Annotated in this window: 19 protein-coding genes; 5 read left to right on the plus strand and 14 right to left on the minus strand. The window is 63.3% G+C overall.

The genetic code is table 11. The features are described from left to right. Positions 1 to 166: 166 nt before the first annotated feature. The gene (locus B3H64_RS02750) at positions 167 to 1,018 is read left to right on the plus strand and encodes a patatin-like phospholipase family protein (protein WP_286732763.1); all 852 of its coding nucleotides are present in this window, start codon (positions 167 to 169) and stop codon (positions 1,016 to 1,018) included. A gap of 51 nt (positions 1,019 to 1,069) precedes the next feature. Here the strand turns inward: B3H64_RS02750 and ppk1 are convergent, their stop codons facing one another. From ppk1 to B3H64_RS02765, 3 genes are read right to left on the minus strand one after another with little or no spacing between them, the layout of a single operon-like run. Continuing rightward, positions 1,070 to 3,217 carry a polyphosphate kinase 1 gene (gene ppk1, locus B3H64_RS02755; RefSeq protein WP_050617813.1) on the minus strand — a complete coding sequence of 716 codons (2,148 nt, stop codon included), beginning with the start codon at positions 3,215 to 3,217 and terminating at the stop codon, positions 1,070 to 1,072. Between the two features lie 5 nt (positions 3,218 to 3,222). After that, positions 3,223 to 4,158: a phosphatase gene (locus tag B3H64_RS02760; RefSeq protein ID WP_238073528.1), complete on the minus strand. Its 936-nt coding sequence runs from the start codon at positions 4,156 to 4,158 to the stop codon at positions 3,223 to 3,225. Then, a complete protein-coding gene (locus tag B3H64_RS02765; protein ID WP_050617814.1) occupies positions 4,116 to 4,403 on the minus strand; it encodes a hypothetical protein in 288 nt (95 codons plus the stop codon). The genes B3H64_RS02760 and B3H64_RS02765 overlap by 43 nt, the downstream gene beginning before the upstream one ends. Positions 4,404 to 4,505: 102 nt before the next feature. Between B3H64_RS02765 and B3H64_RS02770 the strand changes: the two genes are divergently transcribed. Beyond that, entirely contained in the window at positions 4,506 to 5,630 is a 1,125-nt protein-coding gene (locus B3H64_RS02770) for an aldo/keto reductase (protein WP_050617815.1), read from the plus strand. Positions 5,631 to 5,682: 52 nt separating this feature from the next. On the opposite strand, the gene B3H64_RS02775 is transcribed toward B3H64_RS02770, so the two are convergent. The 8 genes from B3H64_RS02775 to B3H64_RS02810 form a co-directional block, all read right to left on the minus strand. Further along, positions 5,683 to 5,895, minus strand: coding sequence for a hypothetical protein (locus tag B3H64_RS02775; protein ID WP_238073530.1), 213 nt, complete (start codon positions 5,893 to 5,895; stop codon positions 5,683 to 5,685). A gap of 97 nt (positions 5,896 to 5,992) precedes the next feature. Beyond that, the gene (locus B3H64_RS02780) at positions 5,993 to 6,931 is read right to left on the minus strand and encodes a hypothetical protein (RefSeq protein ID WP_050617816.1); all 939 of its coding nucleotides are present in this window, start codon (positions 6,929 to 6,931) and stop codon (positions 5,993 to 5,995) included. 135 nt (positions 6,932 to 7,066) lie between these two features. After that, positions 7,067 to 8,407, minus strand: coding sequence for an MATE family efflux transporter (locus tag B3H64_RS02785; protein ID WP_286732776.1), 1,341 nt, complete (start codon positions 8,405 to 8,407; stop codon positions 7,067 to 7,069). 80 nt (positions 8,408 to 8,487) lie between these two features. Further along, on the minus strand, positions 8,488 to 9,291 hold the full coding sequence (locus B3H64_RS02790) for a hypothetical protein (protein WP_050617818.1): 804 nt from the start codon (positions 9,289 to 9,291) through the stop codon (positions 8,488 to 8,490). 4 nt (positions 9,292 to 9,295) lie between these two features. After that, positions 9,296 to 9,853, minus strand: a complete 558-nt coding sequence (locus B3H64_RS02795; RefSeq protein ID WP_286732779.1) for a GNAT family N-acetyltransferase — start codon at positions 9,851 to 9,853, stop codon at positions 9,296 to 9,298. Further along, positions 9,850 to 11,166 carry a 2-hydroxyacyl-CoA dehydratase gene (locus B3H64_RS02800; protein WP_050617820.1) on the minus strand — a complete coding sequence of 439 codons (1,317 nt, stop codon included), beginning with the start codon at positions 11,164 to 11,166 and terminating at the stop codon, positions 9,850 to 9,852. Before B3H64_RS02800 ends, B3H64_RS02795 begins: the two co-directional genes overlap by 4 nt. A 54-nt stretch (positions 11,167 to 11,220) precedes the next feature. Further along, on the minus strand, positions 11,221 to 14,184 hold the full coding sequence (locus B3H64_RS02805; RefSeq protein WP_349676157.1) for an acyl-CoA dehydratase activase: 2,964 nt from the start codon (positions 14,182 to 14,184) through the stop codon (positions 11,221 to 11,223). A gap of 201 nt (positions 14,185 to 14,385) precedes the next feature. Further along, positions 14,386 to 14,547, minus strand: a complete 162-nt coding sequence (locus B3H64_RS02810) for a hypothetical protein (protein WP_154666645.1) — start codon at positions 14,545 to 14,547, stop codon at positions 14,386 to 14,388. A 625-nt stretch (positions 14,548 to 15,172) separates the two neighbouring features. Here B3H64_RS02810 and B3H64_RS02815 point away from each other — a divergent pair. Together B3H64_RS02815 and B3H64_RS02820 are read left to right on the plus strand one after the other, a co-directional pair. Next, positions 15,173 to 15,502, plus strand: a complete 330-nt coding sequence (locus B3H64_RS02815; RefSeq protein WP_286732783.1) for a hypothetical protein — start codon at positions 15,173 to 15,175, stop codon at positions 15,500 to 15,502. Positions 15,503 to 15,673: 171 nt separating this feature from the next. Further along, positions 15,674 to 16,180, plus strand: coding sequence for a hypothetical protein (locus B3H64_RS02820; RefSeq protein ID WP_286732786.1), 507 nt, complete (start codon positions 15,674 to 15,676; stop codon positions 16,178 to 16,180). Between the two features lie 118 nt (positions 16,181 to 16,298). Here the strand turns inward: B3H64_RS02820 and B3H64_RS02825 are convergent, their stop codons facing one another. From B3H64_RS02825 to B3H64_RS02835, 3 genes are read right to left on the minus strand one after another with little or no spacing between them, the layout of a single operon-like run. Further along, positions 16,299 to 16,811 carry a DUF4358 domain-containing protein gene (locus B3H64_RS02825; RefSeq protein ID WP_286732788.1) on the minus strand — a complete coding sequence of 171 codons (513 nt, stop codon included), beginning with the start codon at positions 16,809 to 16,811 and terminating at the stop codon, positions 16,299 to 16,301. Then, positions 16,808 to 19,330, minus strand: coding sequence for an ATP-dependent Clp protease ATP-binding subunit (locus B3H64_RS02830; protein WP_286732896.1), 2,523 nt, complete (start codon positions 19,328 to 19,330; stop codon positions 16,808 to 16,810). The genes B3H64_RS02825 and B3H64_RS02830 overlap by 4 nt, the downstream gene beginning before the upstream one ends. 5 nt (positions 19,331 to 19,335) lie before the next feature. Beyond that, positions 19,336 to 19,515, minus strand: a complete 180-nt coding sequence (locus B3H64_RS02835; protein ID WP_238073537.1) for a hypothetical protein — start codon at positions 19,513 to 19,515, stop codon at positions 19,336 to 19,338. Positions 19,516 to 19,761: 246 nt separating this feature from the next. On the opposite strand from B3H64_RS02835, the gene B3H64_RS02840 reads away from it, so the two are divergent. Then, a complete protein-coding gene (locus tag B3H64_RS02840; RefSeq protein ID WP_050617826.1) occupies positions 19,762 to 19,932 on the plus strand; it encodes a DUF362 domain-containing protein in 171 nt (56 codons plus the stop codon). The last annotated feature ends 3 nt before the right edge of the window (positions 19,933 to 19,935 follow it).

The following is a 19,935-nucleotide window of genomic DNA, read 5'->3' on the forward strand; positions in this document are numbered from 1 at the left end:
TCTTTTTTCCCTGGACGGTATATAATAATGTCTACGGAATAAACCGCCAAGCGGTTTATTCGTGCGGCCACTGCCGCATAAGCCAATTGGCCTTGAAAGCATTGGAGGCAAGGCTTTCGGCTTTGTGCAGTACACATTATAATAGGGCCAGTAAGGGAGTGATACCATGAAAACCGGACTGGTGCTGGAGGGCGGCGCCCTGCGGACCATCTTTTCCAGCGGCGCCTGCGACGCTCTGCTGGACGGGGACCTGATGCCTGACTACGTCGTGGGCGTGTCGGCGGGCATCGCCTACGGCGTGAGTTATATCTCCAGACAGAAGCGGCGCAACCTCCACATTCTCACAAATTATGCCGATGACAAGCGGTATATGGGGCCCAAGAACCTGCTTGAGCCGGACAACCGTTGCTATTTCGGCCTGAAATTCACCTATGAGACCATCCCCAACGAGCTGATCCCCTTTGATTACGAAACCTTCGCGGCCTATCCCGGACAGGTGGAGGCGGTGGTCACCAATCTGGACACCGGCTGCCCGGAATATCTGCCGGTGCCCCGTCGGGATGCAAAATTCCTGGTGCTTCAGGCCACCTGCGCCATGCCGCTGCTCTTCCCCATTTTTTATCTGGACAACAGGCCCTATCTGGACGGCGGCGCCTCGGACGCCATCCCCTATGACCGGGCCTTCCGGATGGGGTGCGAGCGGGTGGTGGTCATCCTCACCCGGGAGCGGAGCTACCGCCGCAAGCCGGAGCTTCTGCCCGCCATCAACGCCCGCTACCGAGCGGAGTTCCCCAACTTCTGCGATACCATGGAGGCCCGGGCGGAGCGCTATAACGACAGCCGGGAGCGGCTGTTCCGCCTGGAGGAGGAGGGAAAGGTGCTCCTCATCGCCCCGGAAGACACCCAGGGCTTCTCCCGCACGGAAAAGGACGTGGGAAAGATCATGAAGCTGTGGAAGGACGGATACGACCACACCCTGTCCCGCTTGGATGAGATCCGGGCCTTCTGGCAGGGCTGAGACAGTCCCAAAACCGCCGCCGGCATGTGCCGGCGGCGGTTTTCAATGTGTTCAGCAGCGGCGCCGGTGGCCGAACAGGCGGTCCAGAAGCCCGCGTCTGGCGGCGGGGACGGGGGAAGCCGCCAGCGCCGGCGGCTCCTGCCGGACGGCCTCCTCCATCAGGGCGGCCTGGGCGTCCAGCGGGGGCTGGCCCTCATCGGGGACGGGGTGATAGTGGCCCTGCTCGTCCAGGAAGCGGGCCTTTTCGGTGTCCCGGCACAGGATGTCCACATAGTGTGCGATCTGACGGCGGATGCCTTCGTCCAGGATGGGACAGGCGATCTCCACCCGCCGCTCGGTGTTGCGGGTCATCAGGTCGGCCGAGCCGATGTAGACCCGCTGGTCCTGTCCCGCGCCGAAGGCAAAGATGCGGGCGTGCTCCAGATAGCGGCCCACGATGGAAAAGACCCGGATGCGGTCGGTGAGCCCGGGCACCCCTGGCCGCAGGCAGCAGATGCCGCGCACGTTCATTCGGATGTCCACCCCGGCCTGGCTGGCCTCGGCCAGCTTGTCGATCAGCTCCCGGTCGGTGACCGAGTTGCACTTGAGGAAAATGCGGGCGGCCCGGCCGCTCCTGGCCTTGGCGGTTTCTCCGTCGATCAGGGAGATGAGCCGATCCTTCAGGCCGTTGGGGGCCACCAGCAGGTGGCGGTATTCCCCCTCCAGGTTGGCGGTGGACATATTTTGAAAGAAGGCGGCGGCGTCCGCCCCGATGGCCGGATTGGCCGTCATCAGGCTCAGGTCGGTATAGAGCTTGGCGGTCTTTTCGTTGTAGTTGCCGGTGCCTACCTGGGTGATGTGCTGGATGTGGCCCCGCTCCCTGCGCGTGATGAGACAGATTTTGGAGTGGACCTTGACCCCCTCGAAGCCGTATTGAACGGTGCAGCCCGCCTCCTCCAGCCGCTCGGCCCAGGCGATGTTGTTCTGCTCGTCGAACCGAGCCCGCAGCTCCATCAGCACCGTCACGTCCTTGCCGTTCTCGGCGGCCGCCGCCAGGTATTCGATGAGCTTGGCCTTGGAGGCCAGGCGGTAGATGGTGATCTTGACAGACAGCACCGCCGGGTCGTGGGCGGCCTCCTTCACCAGCTGAAGGAAGGGGTCCATGGAGTGGTAGGGGTAGTAGAGCAGGGCGTCCCGCCGCAGGATCTGGGGGATGAGCTTTTCGCCCCGGTTGAGGCCCATGGGGAAGCGAGGGGCGAAGGGGGCGAAGCGCAGGGCGGCGGCGCTCTCCGGGGGCAGCTTATCCTCCAAGGCGTAGACATAGCCCATGTCGATGGGGGCCTTGGTGCGGAACACCTGCTCCCGGGCCAGGTTCAGCCGCTGGCACAGGAAGGAGAGCAGCGCCTCGTCGGCAGCTCCCTGGATCTCCAGCCGGACCGGGGCCAGCCGGGCGCGCTTTTTGAGCACCTTACGCATGTGCTGGCGGAAGTCGCCGCTGACGTCGTAGTCCTCATCCTCCGGGGAGATATCGGCGTTGCGGGTGACCGAGATCACCGCCTTGCTCACCACCTGGTACTGATCAAAAATCTCTCCGGCGTACTCCTGGACAATCTGCTCGATGAGCAGGTAGCGCAGCCCCCGCTCGCTGAGCTGGAGGAAGGGGGGCAGGCTCTTGGGGATGGGCACGATGCCGAAATACTGCCCCTCCCCCCGGCGCAGGGTCATGGCCACGTTGAGGGACTTGCTGGGCAGGTGGGGGAAGGGGTGGTGGGCGTCCACCACCTGGGGGGAGAGGACGGGGGCGATGTAATCCCGAAAGTACCGCTCCACCTGCTTTTTCTCCTTGGCGTCCAGCTCAGAGATGGTCAGGCCGCAGATATTGCAGGCCCGCAGGCGGGTCTCCAACTGGCTGACCACCTTGTCCCGCTGCTTGTAGAGCGGGCCAACGGCGGCGAGGATGGCGGCGAGCTGTTGGGCGGGGGTCAGGCCGCTCTTGGTGTCCACATGGGCCTTTTTCACCAGGGTCATGTCGTAGATGGAGCCCACCCGGATCATAAAGAACTCGTCCAGGTTGCTGGTGAAGATGGCGGCGAACTTGAGCCGCTCGAACAGGGGGACGGACTCGTCCCGGGCCTCGTCCAGCACCCGCTCGTTGAAGCGCAGCCAGGACAGCTCCCGCTCCTGGGTGTAGCGGGTGTCGATGATCGGAAGCTCAGACATGGCCCTCACCTCCCGAGGACCCGGTCCATGAGATAGCCTTCCCGCACGCCGGTGGAGGAGGCGGAGACCGTCTCCACGCCGTAGGCCTTGACCACCGCATTGAGAAGCAGCAGGCCGGGCAGGAGGGTGTGGACCCGGTCGGGCGCGGCGTGAAGGATCTGCCGCAGGGTGTCCTTGCCGCCTTTCTTGAGCAGCTTATAGAGGGCGCGGATCTCGTCGGCGGTGAGGATACGGCTCTCCGGGTCCTTGCCGAACACGTCCACCGCCAGCTTGGACACCGCCCGGATGGTGCCGCCCACGCCGCACAGGTGCCGGCACGTCAGCCCTCCTGTCCGGACCCGGTCGAGCTCGGCGCTCACGCAGGCACGGATGGCCCGTCGCTCCTCCGGGGTGGGGAAGAGGCCGTCCACGAACCGGGTATAGAGGGACAGGGAGCCCATGGGCAGGGAGCAGGCCGAGGTGATAGACATGTCCCGGTAGGACACCAGCTCCACCGAGCCGCCGCCGATGTCGGCCAGCAGGCCGGTGGGCACGCCGCCGGGGAGCACTGCGCCCTTAAAGGAGAGGGCGGCCTCGGTCTCGCCGTCCAGCACCTCCACGGTGACGCCGGTCACGTCCCGGATGGCCTCCACCGCCTCGCCGGTGTTGGAGATGTTCCGCAGCGAGGCGGTGGCGAACACGTGCATCTCCGAGACGGAGAAGTTGCTCAGCAGGGCCCGGTAGCTGGACAGCACCCGGCAGGCCACCAGAATGCCGCCGTCGGACAGCGCCCCGTCTTGGACGTAGCCCGCCAGGCCGGCCATGGTCTTTTTGTTCAGGAGCAGCCGGAAGTGCTCCCCCTCGTACTGATAGATGGACAGGCGGATGGTGTTGGAGCCCAGGTCCACAATGCCGCACATCATGATGAATTCCCGCTTTCTGTGGTGATATTGTTGTCCCATTCTACACGCTTTTCCTCCTCCGTGCAACGTGAATCGGACGAATTTACAGAATCTTGACGCTGGCATTGCTGGCTGGAGAGGTTGGCCCGCTGGGTGGCCACCATGGCCAGGTTGTCGCCCAGGATGGTGAAGAAGGCGGCCAGGGTCAGCAGCTCGGCCTCGGTGCTGGTCTGGGCGATCTGGATGGCGATGGCCGCTCCGGCCAGCACCATGGCCTCTCCGTTCACGCACTCCAACGGCGTCATAAAATCACCCCCTGCCCCTCCAGTCTATGTAGACGGACGGAAAACGGTGTGATAAACTAGGGAAGAAACCACACATTTTAACGGATATGGAGCGGATCAGAGATGGAATACCGGAACATTGAAACGTTGGGGGCGGCGCCCTCCCTGCTGGGCTACGGCTGCATGCGCTTCCCCACTCTGGACGATGAGTCCATCGATGAGCCCCAGGCCCGGCCCCTGTTGGACCGGGCCATCGAGGGCGGGGTCAACTACTTCGACACCGCTTACTTCTACCACAAGGGGGCCAGCGAGAACTTTATGAGCCGGGCGCTGGCCCAATACCCCCGGGGGAGCTACTACCTGACCTCCAAGCTGCCCACGGTGCTGGTCCACGATCTGGACGAGGCCAGGCGGATCTTCGACGAGCAGTGGGAGCGGCTGGACCGGACGTATCTGGACTTCTATCTGCTCCACAACCTGAACGGGGAGCGGTGGCGGCTGCTGCGGGACCAGGGGGTGGTGGACTGGTGCCTGGACCTCCAGCGGCAGGGGCTGTTCCGCCGGTTCGGCTTTTCCTTCCACGGCAGCTACGACGAGTTCGAAGAGATCCTGACCGCCCGGGAGTGGGATCTGTGCCAGCTCCAGCTTAACTACATGGACACCAACGAGCAGGCGGGGCTGCGGGGCTATGCCCTCACGGAGAAGCGGGGCGTGCCGCTGGTCATCATGGAGCCGGTGAAGGGCGGGGCTCTGGCCAACCCGCCGGCGGAGGCCATGGAGCTGTTCCAGCGGGCCCGGCCGGGGGCCTCGGCGGCCTCCTGGGCCCTGCGCTGGGCGGCCAGCCTGCCCAATGTGATGACGGTGCTCTCCGGCATGTCCACCCTGGAGCAGGTGGAGGACAACCTGGCTACCTTCAACGCCTTCCGGCCCCTGGACGAGGGGGAGCGGGCGGTGGTGGAGCAGGCGGCGGCCGTCTACCGCCGGAGGGTCCGCAACGGCTGCACCGGCTGCCGGTACTGCATGCCCTGCCCGGCGGGGGTGGATATCCCGCGGAATTTTACGCTGTGGAACGAGTACGGCATCTATGGCAGCGAAAAGCAAACCGCGTCCCGCTGGAGGGATCTGGAGGAGGAGCGCAAGGGGAAAAACTGCCTCTCCTGCGGCCGGTGCGAGGCGGCCTGCCCCCAGCATCTGTCCATCCGGGAGGACCTGAAACGGCTCCAGACCGAGCTGGACGGCCTGCTTTGAGTGCGTGAGACAGACAGCGCCCCCGGCCATTCCCGGCCGGGGGCGCTGCGGGTCAGGGGGCCAGGTCCTGGGGCGAGGCGCCCTGTCCCAGCCGGCTGACAAAGGCCTGCATCTCCGACTTGGAGGTGATGCGGTGCGTCTGGTCGATGACGTCCCGCTGCTGATCGGGAGAGAGATGGGCAAAGCGCTCCATGGCGGGGACGTCCTGGGCCAGGGCCATGCCCAGGCCCATCGGCAGGTCAGCGAGGGGATTCAGGGAGTTCATGAGCAAGCTCTCCTTTCCAAATCGGATGAGATCAGTTTGCCCCAACCGGCCTAAAAGCGCAGTGGAAATTCATTCCACTGCGCTTTTCCGGATGCAATCAATCGTAAGGTACGGCCTGGAGGTTGGCTAGGCCGAAGGCGGCGCCGGTGTAGACCACATCGGCCTGGATCTGGGCGATGTATTGGCTGTTTCCGGGGCTGGCGTTGGGGATATAGGCCGCGCCGAAGACCGCGCCCAGGGCGTCGCCCTCTGTCAGGAAGGAGACGACAGCGCCAAAGCCGCAGGGGCCGGTATAGGTCTGCTCCTCGGGGACGGCATAGGACACGGAGCCGCCCTCCGCCTGAACGGTGAGGGTGCGGGAGGGCTCATCATACAGGTATTCCACCGACTGGTCCAAAATGGCCCGGTAGTCGTCGGGGGCAAAGTAGTTGTCGGTCCACACGCCGCTGTCGCCGAACTCGATGATGTGCAGCTCCTCCACGGACACTCCGGTACCCGAGCCCACCGATAGGATGAGGGCCAGCTCCAGGTCCATGTCGGCGTCAAAGTCGCCGTAGGCCATACGGGGAAGGATGACCCCGGGCGTGAGCCAGTTGAGATCGAAGTGCTCCCACTTTTCCCCCACCCGCAGGATGAGGGTATTGGCTTTGGCGGGGTTCAGGCCGTAGAGCCAGGTGTCGGCCTCGGGGAGCTGGGCCACCAGGTAGAGGGGCTCGGTCCCCTGGGCCACGGCGGCGCCGTCGGACAGCGCGGTAGGGAAGTCGGCCAGGGTCAGGGTGCCCAGGTCCCCATCCCAGCCCCCGGAGGTATCGGTGGGCGCAAGGGTGGGCGTCGGCTCTGCAGGCACCGAGGGTGTGGGTATGGGCGTAACCTCGGGCGCAGGGCTGTCGGGGACGGCGGGGGTGGTGCTGACCAGCGGCTGGCTGGAGACGGGGCCGGGCGAACCGCCCTCCGGGCTGGGGGACCCGGTCTCCGTATTTCCGGTGCAGCCGGACAGGACAAAAAGCGCAGCACACAGCAGCGCAAACTTTTTCATGGGAGGGTCCTCCCTTCAAATCGGAGACGGATGTTTGTTTGGGTGATACCCGATTATACCCGTTTTAGAGGCAGAAGACAACTACAAACAGGTGAAAAAGGATGAAGAAAAAACGGATTTACATCCTGTTCACAGTTACGAGAGACGGGATAGCTTCTGCCGGCAGATCTGCCGGTAGAGCAGCAGGGCCAGCCCGCAGGAGAGCAGCTCGGACAGGAGGAAGCACAGCCACATGCGCTCCGGGGCCAGCAGCCCCAGGGCCAGAGCGGCGGGGAGGACCAGGAGGATCTGCCGGGCGAGGGAGACTGCCAGGCTGCGCAGGGACTCTCCCACCGCCTGAAGCACGGCGCACAGCACGATGGAGACGCCTGCGAAGGGGAAGGACAGGGCGATCATCCGCAGGGCGGGTACGCCGGCGGCCAGCACCTCCGGCTCGGCGTTGAAAAGCGCCAGAAAGAACCCGGGCAGGCACAGCAGGAGCAGGGTCCCCACAGCCATAATGACCACGGCGATGCACAGGGCGAAGCGGGTCAGGCCGGTGATGCGCGCCCGGTGCCTGGCCCCGTAGTTGTAGCCCACCACCGGGATCATGCCGTTGTTCAGGCCGTGGACCGGCATGAAGATGAAGGACTGGATCTTGAAGTAGGCCCCCAGGATAAAGACGGCGGAGGAGGAGAACAGGGCCATGATCTTGTTGAGCCCCAGGGTCATGAAGGTGGCCAGGGACTGCATGACGATGGCGGGCAGGCCGATGCGGTAGAGCTCGGCGATCACCTCTTTCTGGGGCCGGAAGCCCTTGGGGGAGAGGGCGACCGTCCGGCACCGGGCCACCAGGACGAAGCCCACGGTCATGCCGGTGAGTTGGCCCATGACGGTGGCGGCGGCGGCGCCCGCCACGCCCAGGGCGGGGAAGGGGCCCGGGCCAAAGATGAGCAGGGGGTCGAAGATCAGGTTGACTACCGCCCCCACCCCCTGGATGACCATGGGGCCTACCGGGTCGCCGCTGGCCAGGAGGATACGCTCGGTGACAAACTGCATGGTCATGCCGATGGAGCAGCCGGTGACGAGGGAGAGATAGCGCGCCCCGTAGCCGGCCACGGCGGCGCTGTCGGTGAAAAAGCCAAAAAAGGGGCGGGTCAGGAACAGCCCGAAAAACAGGAAGAACAGCCAGGACAGCAGATAGACAAACACGCCGTTCATGGCCACGGCGTTGGCGCCCTCCGGGTCCTGCTGCCCCAGGCGGCGGGAGAGCAGGGCGTTGACCCCCACGCCGGTGCCCACACAGACGGCCACCATGAACATCTGCACGGGATAGGACAGGGAGAGGGCCTCGAAGGCCTCCCGGTTGAGCCGGGAGACGAACATGGAGTCCACCATGTTGTACAGGGCCTGGATGAGCATGGAGAGCATCATGGGCCAGGCCATGTGGAGGAGCAGAGGCCGCACCGGCATCACGCCCATTTTATTTTCTTCCATGGCGCACCTCCTCCGTTGGATAAAAGGCAAGGGCGGCCGCGCCGCCCTTGCCGGGGTTGGAGTGGGAGAAAGGGACGGGCTCAGACTCCCATAGTGGGCTCCACCCGGAGATTGCGCAGAGTGAAGGAGCCGCCCGCGTAGTCGATGTCGGCCAGGACGTTGGCAAAGTGGGAGAGCTGGTCCACCCGGGCCCCCAGGACCACGGTAAATACGCCGTCCTGGCAGCGAAAGAAGCCGCTGTCCAAAACCAGCCGCCCGGCGCCGGAGCCCTGAGGCAGTTGGTATACGGCGCTGGTCCGGCCGTAGGACAGGGTGACGGAGCCGTTTTCCCTCCGGACTTCCACCTGACTCAGCACCCGGTCGGCGCAGGCGTCTTTGGTGACGGCGCAGTCGGACCAGCGCTGACCGTCCCAGGCATAGATGTGCAGGTCATAGACCAGGTGGTCCTCGTCAGCGTCGCGGAGGTAGCGGACGGCCAGCTCCTCCGCCCCGTCGCCGTCCAGGTCCATCCACCACAACTCGGGCAGGACGGCCTGGGGCTGGGCCCGGTAGACCTGCTCAAAGGCGGCCAGGGTCTCCCCGCGGCGCAGCAGGACCACGTCCTCCCCGGCCACGCCGTAAAGGGAGATGTCCGGGTCTTTGAGATGACCCAGCATGAAACACTGCTCCCCGGTCCCCGACAGGTCCTCCGCCGCGGCCAGGGCGGTGGGCAGGTCACCCGCGGTCAGACGCTCCCACCAGGGGGCGTCCGGATCGGAGGTGGGCTCCGGTGTGAATGAGGCCGTGGGGGCCGGCGGGGAGGAGGGGGAGGCGGCGGTTTCGCCCCCGCTCTTGCAGGCGGTCAGCAGGAGCAGCAGGGTCAGGACCCAAACCAGCCGTTTCATACCATCACAGCTCCTTTACATAGCGCAGATCCACGCAGACGGCGTCCGGAGGAAAGGGAATGTCGGTGTGGGTGCCGTCCCAGGCGAAGCCATGGGCGGCATAGAACCGGCGGGCCTTGGCGTTTTCCCGCAGCACAAAGACGAAGGCGTTTTGATGCCCGTCTGCCCGCAGCCGGACCAGGGCCTCTTCAAAGAGCCTTCCGCCGTAGCCCTTGCCCCGCTCCGCCGGATGGGTGTAAAAGGAGATGATCTCTCCCCAGCCCTCATAGCCCCGGGCATCAAAGGTGCACGCCGAACCGGCGTTGTAGTTTTCCACCCGGGCGGGACCATAGTTGACGCAGGACACCGGCTCCCCGTCCCGATAGAGCAGCAGGCCGCGGCACCGGCCGGTCTGGTAATCCTCCCGGAAGTATGGGACCCAGCGGTCGTCGGTGATCTCCCGGGCCATGTAGTCGTCGGGCACATAGCCCCGATACGTATCCCGCCAGCCGAGGGCGTGAATGAGGCTCATGGCCCGGAAGTGCTCGTCGGAGCAGGCGTCCACAAAAGCAAGCGCGCTCATACGGCGGCGGGCGCCTGCTCCGCCGGAGCGGGCGCAGCGGAGCCTTCCCCCTTGGCCAGGGCCCGGGCGTTGGCCAGCATCAGCTTGATGCGGTTTTCCTGGTTGATCTTGGTGGCGCCGGGGTCGTAGTCGATGGCCACGATGTTGGAGTTGGGGTAGTCGTCTTTCAGCTTGCGGATCATCCCCTTACCCACGATGTGGTTGGGCAGGCAGCCGAAGGGCTGGGTACAGACGATGTTGGGCACCCCGGTGTGGATGAGCTCCAACATTTCAGCGGTGAGGAGCCAGCCCTCGCCCATCTTGTTGCCGTCCCCCAGATAGCCCTTGATGTAGTGGTGCAGCTCGTCGAAGTCGCCGGGCGCTCGGAAGCGGCCGGAACGGTTGAGGGCGTCGATCATGGCCCGCTGGTACTTCTTAATGTAGCCGGCGAAGATCTGGCAGAACTTCTGCTTGATCCACCTGCCGCCGTAGATGTCCACATCTACGTCCCGGTTATAGATCTTGAAGATGACGAAGTCGGTGAGGCCGGGCACCACCGGCTCGGCTCCCTCTGAGAGGAGGAACTGCTCCAGATTGTTGTTGCCCAGGGGGGAATACTTGACGTAGATCTCACCCACCACGCCTACCCGGACCTTGGGCTCGCCGGCCACCGGGATGGCCTGGAAGCGGTCGATGATGCGGTCGAAGTTGGCGATCATGGACTTGTAGCTCATGCCCTTGCCCCGGCCCATATCGTCCAGCAGGAAGTCCATGCACACGCGGATGGCCCGGTCGGTGTCGCCGGGGTTTACCTCGTAGGGACGGACCTGGTTGGAGACGTTCATCAGAAGATCGCCGTAGAATACGGCGTAAAGGGCCTTGCGGATGAAGGGCAGGGTGAGGGAGAAGCCGGGGTTTTTCTCCAGGCCGGACAGATTCACCGAGATGACGGGGACGAAGGCCAGATCGGCCTTCTCCAGCGCCTTGCGGAGCATGTGGATGTAGTTGGAGGCCCGGCAGCCGCCGCCGGTCTGGGTGATGACCAGGGCGACCTTGTGGGGGTCGTACTTGCCGCTTTTCACCGCGTCGATGAGCTGGCCGATGACCAGGATGGCGGGGAAGCAGGCGTCGTTGTGGACGTATTTCTGTCCATAGTCCAGGATGCTCTTGCCGGAGGTGTTGAGCATCTCCACCTTGTAGCCCATGGTCTGGATGACCCGCACCAGCATGGCGAAGTGCATGGGGAGCATCTGGGGCACCAGCAGGGTGTACTCCTCCTTCATCTCCTTGGTGAACAGGAGGCGGCCGGTATTGTCGTAGACTAATTCTGCCATAACACGTTGATCCTTTCGTCTGCGCGTATCGAGATCCAAAGACCGGGCGGGGCCTCAGCCGGCGGCCTCCCGGCCCGGAGCGCCGTCCCTGGCCCTGCGGGCGTCCATGGCGGCCATCAGGGACCGGATGCGGATCTTCACCGCGCCCAGGTTGTTGATGTCGTCAATTTTGAGCTGGGTGTACAGCTTACCGCCGCTCTCCAGGATGGAGCGCAGCTCGTCGGTGGTGATGGCGTCGGTGCCGCAGCCGAAGGAGACTAGCTGCACCACCTGCATATCGCTCTGGGTGCAGACGTACCGGGCGGCGTTGTACATCCGGCTCTGGAAGGTCCACTGGTTGAGAACCTTCCGGGGGGCATAGCCCTCCAGGTAGCTCAGGGCATCCTCCGTGACCAGTACGAAGCCGAAGGAGGTGATGAGGTCGTTGATGCCGTGGTTGATCTCCGGGTCGATGTGGTAGGGCCGGCCGCAGACCACGATAATGGGCATGCCGTGCGCCCGGGCGTAGTCGATGTACGCCTTGCCGGTCTGCCGCACGTCCTGGACATAGGCGTCGTAGGCGGCATAGGCGGCGTCCACGGCCCCCTCCGTCTCCCGCTTGGGAATGCCGAAATCGGCCTCCATCATCTTGACCGCCCGCTTTTTGAAGTCCTTGCGCCGCCACAGGCCCACATAGGGGTCCAGGAAGCGGGTCTGCTTCAAAACGGGCATGTTGGCGGCCAGAAGCTCGGGATAGTAGGCCACCACCGGACAGTTGAAGTGGTTGTCCCCAATGCCCTCGTCGTTGTTATAAGACATGCAGGGGTACCAGATGGCGTCCACGCCGGCCTCCACCAGAGCCCCCACATGGCCGTGGAGCAGCTTGGCCGGATAGCACACCGTATCCGAGGGGATGGTGTGCTGGCCCTTGAGGTAGAGCTTTCGGGAGGACTCCGGAGAGAGGACCACCTCAAAGTTGAGCCTGGTGAAGAAGGCGAACCAGAAGGGGAGATTTTCGTACATGTTCAGGCCGAAGGGGATGCCGATGCGACCTCGGGAGCCGTCGCCCTCCCCCTTGCCCTTCAGGGCGCGGAGCTTCTGGTATTTATAGGTCATCAGGTCGGGGTTCTCCACCTTCTCCTTGCCCAGGGGGCGGGAGCAGCGGTTGCCCGAGATGAAGCGTCGCCCGCCGTCAAACTGGTTGACGGTGAGGGAGCAGTGGTTGGTGCACAGGTTGCACGTGACGGGCTTTGCCGCATGGGTAAAGGCCTCCAGAGCCCTGGCGTCCAGCAGGGCGGAGCGCTCCAGCCCCAGGTCCCGGGCGGCCAGGGCGGCCCCGAAGGCTCCCATCAGCCCGGCGATGGTGGGCCGGGTCACGTTGCGGCCCAGCTCCTGCTCGAAGGCCCGCAATACCGCGTTGTTGAGGAAGGTGCCGCCCTGGACCACGATGTGCCGGCCCAAGTCGTCGGCGTTGGCGGCCCGAATGACCTTGTAGACGGCGTTCTTTACGATGGAGATGGACAGGCCGGCGGAGATGTCCTCCACGCTGGCTCCGTCCTTTTGGGCCTGCTTGACGCTGGAGTTCATGAACACAGTGCACCGGGAGCCCAGGTTCACCGGATGCTTGGCGAACAGGCCCAGCCGGGAGAACTCCGCGATCTCGTAGCCCAGAGCCCGGGCGAAGGTCTCGATGAAGGAGCCGCAGCCGGAGGAGCAGGCCTCGTTGAGCATGATGGAGTCCACCGCGCCGTTGCGGATCTTGAAGCACTTCATGTCCTGGCCGCCGATGTCGATGATGAAGTCCACGTCGGGCTGAAAGTGGGCGGCGGCGTTGTAGTGGGCCATGGTCTCCACCAAACCCAGGTCACAGCCGAAGGCGTTTTTGATCAGGTCCTCGCCGTAGCCGGTGACGGCCGAGCCACGGATGACGATGCGGCTGCCGCACAGGGCGTAGATCTTCTTGAGCTGGTCCAGCACCACCGCCACGGGGTCGCCCCGGTTGGACTGGTAGTAGGTGTATAGCAGACCGCCGTCGGGGGCGATGAGCGTCAGCTTGGTGGTGGTGCTCCCGGCGTCGATGCCCAGATAGGCGTCGCCGGAATAGGTGTTCACATCCACCTCGGGGGGGTGGTTGGCGTCGTGCCGGGCCAGGAAGGCGTCAAAGTCGGCCTGATCGGTGAACAGGGGGGGCATGGTGTCCACCGTATTGGTGGCGTCCACGCTCTCCTCCAGCTTTCTCAGCAGTTCGTCGAAGGGGTGCTCGGCGTAATCCGAGGCGCACAGGGCCGCGCCGATGCCGGCGAAGCAGTCTCCATCGGCCGGGAAGACGGCGTGCTCCCCGTCCAGATGCAGGGTCTCCACGAACCGCTCCCGCAGGCCGTAGAGGAAGTGCAGCGGGCCGCCCAGAAAGACGATCTTGCCCTTGAGCGCACGGCCCTGGGTGAGGCCGGCCACGGTCTGGTCCACCACGGCCTGGAAGATGGAGGCCGCCACGTCCTCCTTCCGCCCGCCCTGGTTGAGGATGGGCTGAATGTCGCTTTTGGCGAACACGCCGCAGCGGGAGGCGATGGGGTAGATCTTCTCGTGCTTCAGGGACAGCCGGTCCAGCTCGTCGATGGACACGTTCATCAGCGTGGCCATCTGGTCGATGAAGGCCCCGGTGCCGCCGGCGCAGGAGCCGTTCATGCGCTCTTCCAGAGCGCCGCCGAAGAAGATGATCTTGGCGTCCTCGCCGCCCAGCTCAATGACGGCATCGGTGCCCGGTATGTAGGTGTTGACGGCGGCGGCGGTGGCATAGACCTCCTGCACGAAGTCGATGCCGGCAGCCTTGGCCACGCCCAGGCCGGCCGAGCCGGTGATGACCAGGCGCACGTCCTTGCCCGCCAGCTTGTCCTGGATGCTGTGCAGAGTCTCGCAGGCCCGCTCCCGGGCCTTGGAGTAGTGCCGCTCATAGGAGCGGAACAGCAGCTTGTTCTGTTCGTCCAGCACCACCACCTTGACGGTGGTGGAGCCGATGTCGATGCCGATACGAAGGCTCATAGGTTCACCTCAAGACGCCGGAGAACCCCGGCGAAACATGTTTTCGTGGCCTCTATCATATAACAAATCGACAGCGTTTACAATAAAAAAGTGTAAACAAAAAGCAGAAAAACCTAGGGAAATAGAGGAATATATAAGGCAGGTCACCGAAGCCTCTTTCATCGGTTCAACACACAGGTGAATGCGTGTACGCAATCCCACCTAACTGGAGAGAGACAGTCGCTCCGTCGCCTCCGTCCATTCCGATGAGGGGGCGGGGGCCATGCCGCCGAAATACAGGGACACGTCCCCTACGCCGGAGTTCAGCTCCAGCCGGTCCGGGCCGTCGCCCTCCGGGAACGCCTGGACAGCCGCCCCATTCAAGATGCACTTTCCAACGCCTGCGTTTATCCATTACTATACCCCTCTGCTGTCAAAGGACCGTAAAAAACCTTAAGACTTTCTAAAAATGGAGACTGAGCCCGTTGAAAATAGGGACCATTCGACAACATAAGCATAGGTATCTATTCCACCTTAAAATGCAGCTTTAAACTTTTATATTATATTGATAATTGACAAAAAATATTTTTATATTATAATCAAAATATGTTAAATACACCAAAAATATAGGAGGGAGATGATATCAATGCAGTAGAAACCTGACCAAATTTAATTTTTTACTCTCCTACTGTAGTAGCAACTAGAAGCCTAAACTGGAATGGTTTGGGAGACCCATTTACAAGTCAATAGAATGCAACTGCCGAGCGAGTGAGCAAGCAATCCAAGGTATGTTAAAATCTATTTTGGGTGCGTTTATTGGCAAGAGTTTTCCCTATCAGGGGTCGCTCTCTACGATTCTGGCAGCCATTCTGCCTCATCTGTATGAGGCCATTCAAAACAACTATGGTGCCACACAAAAAACGATTTGGCTTGAGCGCACATACTGGCTCAAAGACGATTATTCCGCATACAGATATCAAGATTCGTTGTGTTGGGAGGAGGTATCCGCATGACTGTCTTCACATTCTCCATCGCTCTCATTCTGGTCACTAGCATCGTCCATGTGGTGATCGCCCTTCAAAAAGATCATATCAAGCGAACCGGAGGAGATTCCATTGTGGACGTCATCGGCGCAGTCGCTTTGGCGGGTACTACTCCTATCGCTCCTCCTCGGCAAACCATTTTGACATCCCTTCTTTTTCTCAACTGCGTCCTGCTGTCGTGCTATCTCCCAAGATTTTTCAAATACAAGGAAAACAGCGCACTGTTGCAGGAGAGCACCGTATTTTCATTGGGTGTCACAGTTGTATCCGCCCTTTGCCTCCCATTCCTTTTTTAAGGTCTCAAAAAGCATTCCTCCACCGCTCTACAGGGCAGTGGCGGAATTATTTTTGAGCAAATATCCCTGTATTTCTCTCTGCTTTTAGCCTATTCCCGGTCGTGTCAAGAATTTCTGTGCAACTAAAATTGGAAAGCGGCAATCGGTCTGAATTATGAAAGGAGACTACAGATGAAAAATGCAAAGTGGTTATGTCTTTTACTAATCGTGACGGCCGGGTTGACTTCATGCCGCACGGCACAAGAAAAAATGGATTTTACCATTTCAGCGCACCATTATAACTGTACTCCCAGCGAGATCGTCAGCTTTTTGAACGACGCCAATGAGGATGAGAGCGCTGTCATTCCAGATTTTGTAGCATCCAAGGAACAGATTGCAATTACCGGCGAGGACGGCACTCTGGACGCCTATCTCACGTTTACAACCGATGAGAGCGGGTACACGACGGAAATCAAATTTTATTTTCCGTCTCCCGAGGCAGTGGAAAAAGGGAGCCGCTATCTGAGCTTACTATTCACAGAGATACTGGGCGATGAGGAGGCCTCGGCCGAGTGTGTGGAGCTGATATTGGAATCTCGCCGGAACGAGGGGATGGGCATGACCAAGCAGGAAAACGGAAGCAGCATAACGTCCATGATGACGAAGGGCTCCACGACGGTACGCATGGTTCCCGACTAAAAATGGGGCGTCCAGGGCACCGCGCGGTTTTGCGTTCGTAAAATGAAAAGGAGAGACGGGCTGCCGTCTCTCCTTTTACGATCAGAGGGGATGTTTTGCCGCGCCGGAGGAAAAGATGTCAGATCAGGGCGTCCTTGATGGAGTCGTAGACCGCGTCCTGGTTTTCGCACATGACCAGCAGTACGGTGCCGTCCTCCAGGGTGCCTACCTTGGCCTCCTTGGCGATCTCGTACTGATCGGCCAGGTACTGTTCAAAGCTGCGCTTCTGGTTTTCCACAAAGCTGTTGAGCCCCTCCAGCACCAGATCCTCCTTGCCGGCGGCGGGCAGGATGGCGGCTACGCCGTAGGCCCGGACGTTCATGGCAGAGACCGAGATGGCATAGGCCGTCATGTCCTCCTCGGATACGTTCAGCAGGCCGAAAATCAGCTCGGCCATGTCGTCGTCGGACGAGGTGAGGATGGTGTTGTACTCGTTGTCCTCCTCGCTCCGGGCTCCCTCGATGGCGGCCTTGTAGGCGGCGGTCATCTCCTCGGGGGTCTTGGGGCTCTCGGCGGGCTTGCCGTCGGCGCAGCCGGCGAGGGCCAGCGCCAGCAGCAGAGCGGACAGGGTCAGGGAAAGCGTGCGTCTCATGCGCGGGGTTCCTCCTTTTTCATTGGTGTGGACGGCGCAGGCGGGATGGCGGGGGGATCGGACTCCGGAGGCAGGACGGTGAGGGCCACCTTTCCCTCCCGGGCATCCGCCAGCAGGGCGGCCCCCTGCTTCAGCGTCCCGGAGAGCAGCAGCTCGGCGGCGGGGTCCTCCACCTGGGCCCGGATGGTGCGCCGGAGGGGCCGGGCTCCGTAAGCCGGGTCGAAGCCGTCCCGGGCCAGCAGGTCCAGGGCCTCCTCGCCGGTGCGCAGGGCCACCCCCAGCTTCTCCAGACGCTGCCCGACCGTGTCCAGCATCCGGCGGGCAATGTCTCGGATCTCCGGGCGGGTAAGCTGACGGAAGACGATGACGTCGTCCAGCCGGTTCAGGAACTCCGGCCGGAAGACCTTTTTCAGGTCCCCCAGAATGGCCTCCCGCAGCTCCTCCACCGGCCGGGTCTCCCCAGAGCCGGTGGCAGAGAAGCCCAGCCGGCTGCCCTTGGCGGTGATGCGGGTGGCCCCCACGTTGGAGGTCATCACCACCACCGTGTTGCGGAAATCCACCTTGTGGCCCTGGGCGTCGGTGAGGACGCCGTCCTCCATGATCTGGAGAAGGATGCCCCACACGTCGGGATGGGCCTTCTCGATCTCATCGAAAAGGACCACAGAATAGGGCTTGCGCCGCACCTTTTCAGTGAGCTGTCCCCCTTCGTCGTGGCCCACATAGCCCGGCGGGGCGCCCAGAAGCCGGGAGACGGTGTGCTTTTCCATATACTCCGACATGTCGAAGCGGAGCAGGGCCTCCCCAGTGCCGAACAGGGCGGCGGCCAGGGCTTTGCACAGCTCGGTCTTGCCCACGCCGGTGGGGCCCAGAAAGAGAAACGCGCCGGTGGGCCGGTCCGGGTCCTTCAGCCCCACCCGGCCCAGACGGACCGCGCGGGCCACTGCCCGCACCGCCTCGTTCTGACCCACCACCCGCCGGTGGAGCTCCTCCTCCAGATGGAGAAGCCGCTCCGACTCGGCCTGGGTCAGCGTGGTGACCGGGATGCCGGTCCAGCCTGCCACCACGGCGGCCACGTCCTCGGCCGTCACCTGGTTGACGGTATGGTCCAGATGCCACAGGGAGCGCTGCCGGGACAGCTCCCGGCGGAAGTCCCGCTCGGCGTCCCGGAGCATGGCGGCCTTCTCAAAGTCCTGGCCCCGGATGGCCTCCTCCTTCTCCCGGGCGGCCCGGTCAGCCCGCTCCTCCAGCTCCCGCAGGTCGGGGGGCGTGGACAGCTTCTCCATCCGAACCCGGGAGGCGGCCTCGTCGATCAGGTCCACCGCCTTGTCGGGGAGAAAACGGTCGGTGAGGTAGCGGCAGGACAGGGAGACGGCGTGCTCCAGCGCCTCGTCGGTGATGGTCAGCTTGTGGTGGGCCTCGTAGCGGTCCCGCAGGCCCCGGAGAATGGCCAGGGCGGTGTCCGGATCGGGCTCATGGACGGTAACGGGCTGAAAGCGCCGCTCCAACGCGGCGTCTTTTTCGATATACCGGCGGTATTCGTCCAGCGTGGTGGCCCCCACCACCTGGATCTCCCCCCGGCCCAAGGCGGGCTTGATGATGTTGGCCGCGTCGATGGCACCCTCAGCGCTGCCCGCCCCCACGATGGTGTGCAGCTCATCGAGGAAGAGGATTACGTCCCCAGCCCGGCGGACCTCGGCCAGCACGTTTTTCACCCGCTCCTCAAACTCGCCCCGGTACTTGGTGCCCGCCACCATGCTGGACAGGTCCAGGGCCATGACCCGCTTGCCCCGCAGGTCCTCGGGCACCTCGCCGGAGATGATGCGCCGGGCCAGGCCCTCGGCAATGGCGGTCTTGCCCACGCCGGGTTCCCCGATGAGGGCGGGGTTGTTCTTCTGCCTCCGGGCCAGGATCTGGATGACCCGGCGGATTTCTTCCTCCCGGCCGATGACCGGGTCCAGGGCGCCGTTGGCCGCCATGCGGGTCAGATCCCGGGAGAACTGGTCCAGCAGCTTGGTGTCCCCCCGCTCGGCGTAGTCCCGCTCCGGCTTGGGCCGGCCGGGGCTGCGGAAGGGGGGCGTGGGCTCCCCGCCCAGAGCGCTCATCAGGTCGTCGTAAAGCCGTTTGAGCTCCACGCCGCTGCCCGCCAGGATCCGGGCGGCCACGCCGTCCCCCTCCCGCAGCAGGCCCAGCAGCAGGTGCTCGGTGCCCACGTAGCGGTGGCCCAGTCCGGCGGCCTCCGACATGGCCAGCTCAATGATCTTTTTGCACCGGGGGGTCAGCCCCTGGGAGGGCATGGGGACCGGGGCTCCCACTCCCACCAGCCGGGCAATGGAGCTGCGGATGGTCTCGGGCTCCAGACCGGCGTTGCGCAGCACCTTGGCGGCCACGCCCTGCCCCTCCCGGGACAGGCCCAGCAGCAGGTGCTCGGAGCCCACGTAGCCGTGACCCAACTGGGCGGAGGCCTCCTGTGCCAGACGCAGGGCGGCCTGGGCCCGCTGGGTGAATCTGTTTTCGCTGATGGAACTCACTCCTTGGAGGCGCGCCCGGACTGGGAGGCGCGCGGTGTGTTGGCCGAAGCCGGCCCCGGAAGCGCCCGGATGCGGGGCAGCCGGGCGGCATGGGCCGCGCTGTGGGAGGCCCCCTCCAGCTCGGGGGTGAGGGAGCCGGCCAGCTCGGCGGAAAAGCGGTTTTTGGATTCGCTCATAAAAACACCTCTTAAAACAGGGCGGAGAGGGAACAGAAGGTATTGTGCCCGGTTCGGGTCGGTCTAAAAAGCTCCGGATCAAGAAAATTTTGCCATAAAACAACAGGCTGGCCGTTTAACGCCCCTCTAAGAAGAATATACCCGGGCAAAAGAGGATTTAGGACGGGAATTTTGAAGAAAATAAAGATTGCAATTTCAAAAAACTGTGGTAGAATGAAGTCACATTGATATTTGGAGGTGTTTCCAATGGCCTATGTCATCAGCGATGCTTGCGTCAGCTGCGGCGCCTGCTCGGATACTTGCCCCATGGGCGCTATCTCTCAGGGCGATTCCCAGTATGTGATCGACGCCAATACCTGCATCGACTGCGGTTCCTGCGCCGATGCCTGCCCCACCGGAGCTATCTCCCAGGGCTGAGAC

The sequence above is a fragment of the Intestinimonas sp. UBA1698 genome (genome assembly GCF_002320075.1).
Classification (GTDB): Bacteria; Bacillota; Clostridia; order Oscillospirales; family Oscillospiraceae; genus Intestinimonas; species Intestinimonas massiliensis.

Excerpts from the sequence above, each read along its gene's own strand:
- B3H64_RS02750 (WP_286732763.1), top strand. The coding sequence starts at position 167 with ATGAAAACCGGACTGGTGCTGGAGGGCGGCGCCCTGCGGACCATCTTT.
- ppk1 (WP_050617813.1), bottom strand. The coding sequence starts at position 3,217 with ATGTCTGAGCTTCCGATCATCGACACCCGCTACACCCAGGAGCGGGAG.
- B3H64_RS02760 (WP_238073528.1), bottom strand. The coding sequence starts at position 4,158 with ATGGGACAACAATATCACCACAGAAAGCGGGAATTCATCATGATGTGC.
- B3H64_RS02765 (WP_050617814.1), bottom strand. The coding sequence starts at position 4,403 with ATGACGCCGTTGGAGTGCGTGAACGGAGAGGCCATGGTGCTGGCCGGA.
- B3H64_RS02770 (WP_050617815.1), top strand. The coding sequence starts at position 4,506 with ATGGAATACCGGAACATTGAAACGTTGGGGGCGGCGCCCTCCCTGCTG.
- B3H64_RS02775 (WP_238073530.1), bottom strand. The coding sequence starts at position 5,895 with ATGAACTCCCTGAATCCCCTCGCTGACCTGCCGATGGGCCTGGGCATG.
- B3H64_RS02780 (WP_050617816.1), bottom strand. The coding sequence starts at position 6,931 with ATGAAAAAGTTTGCGCTGCTGTGTGCTGCGCTTTTTGTCCTGTCCGGC.
- B3H64_RS02785 (WP_286732776.1), bottom strand. The coding sequence starts at position 8,407 with ATGGAAGAAAATAAAATGGGCGTGATGCCGGTGCGGCCTCTGCTCCTC.
- B3H64_RS02790 (WP_050617818.1), bottom strand. The coding sequence starts at position 9,291 with ATGAAACGGCTGGTTTGGGTCCTGACCCTGCTGCTCCTGCTGACCGCC.
- B3H64_RS02795 (WP_286732779.1), bottom strand. The coding sequence starts at position 9,853 with ATGAGCGCGCTTGCTTTTGTGGACGCCTGCTCCGACGAGCACTTCCGG.
- B3H64_RS02800 (WP_050617820.1), bottom strand. The coding sequence starts at position 11,166 with ATGGCAGAATTAGTCTACGACAATACCGGCCGCCTCCTGTTCACCAAG.
- B3H64_RS02805 (WP_349676157.1), bottom strand. The coding sequence starts at position 14,184 with ATGAGCCTTCGTATCGGCATCGACATCGGCTCCACCACCGTCAAGGTG.
- B3H64_RS02815 (WP_286732783.1), top strand. The coding sequence starts at position 15,173 with ATGACTGTCTTCACATTCTCCATCGCTCTCATTCTGGTCACTAGCATC.
- B3H64_RS02820 (WP_286732786.1), top strand. The coding sequence starts at position 15,674 with ATGAAAAATGCAAAGTGGTTATGTCTTTTACTAATCGTGACGGCCGGG.
- B3H64_RS02825 (WP_286732788.1), bottom strand. The coding sequence starts at position 16,811 with ATGAGACGCACGCTTTCCCTGACCCTGTCCGCTCTGCTGCTGGCGCTG.
- B3H64_RS02835 (WP_238073537.1), bottom strand. The coding sequence starts at position 19,515 with ATGAGCGAATCCAAAAACCGCTTTTCCGCCGAGCTGGCCGGCTCCCTC.
- B3H64_RS02840 (WP_050617826.1), top strand. The coding sequence starts at position 19,762 with ATGGCCTATGTCATCAGCGATGCTTGCGTCAGCTGCGGCGCCTGCTCG.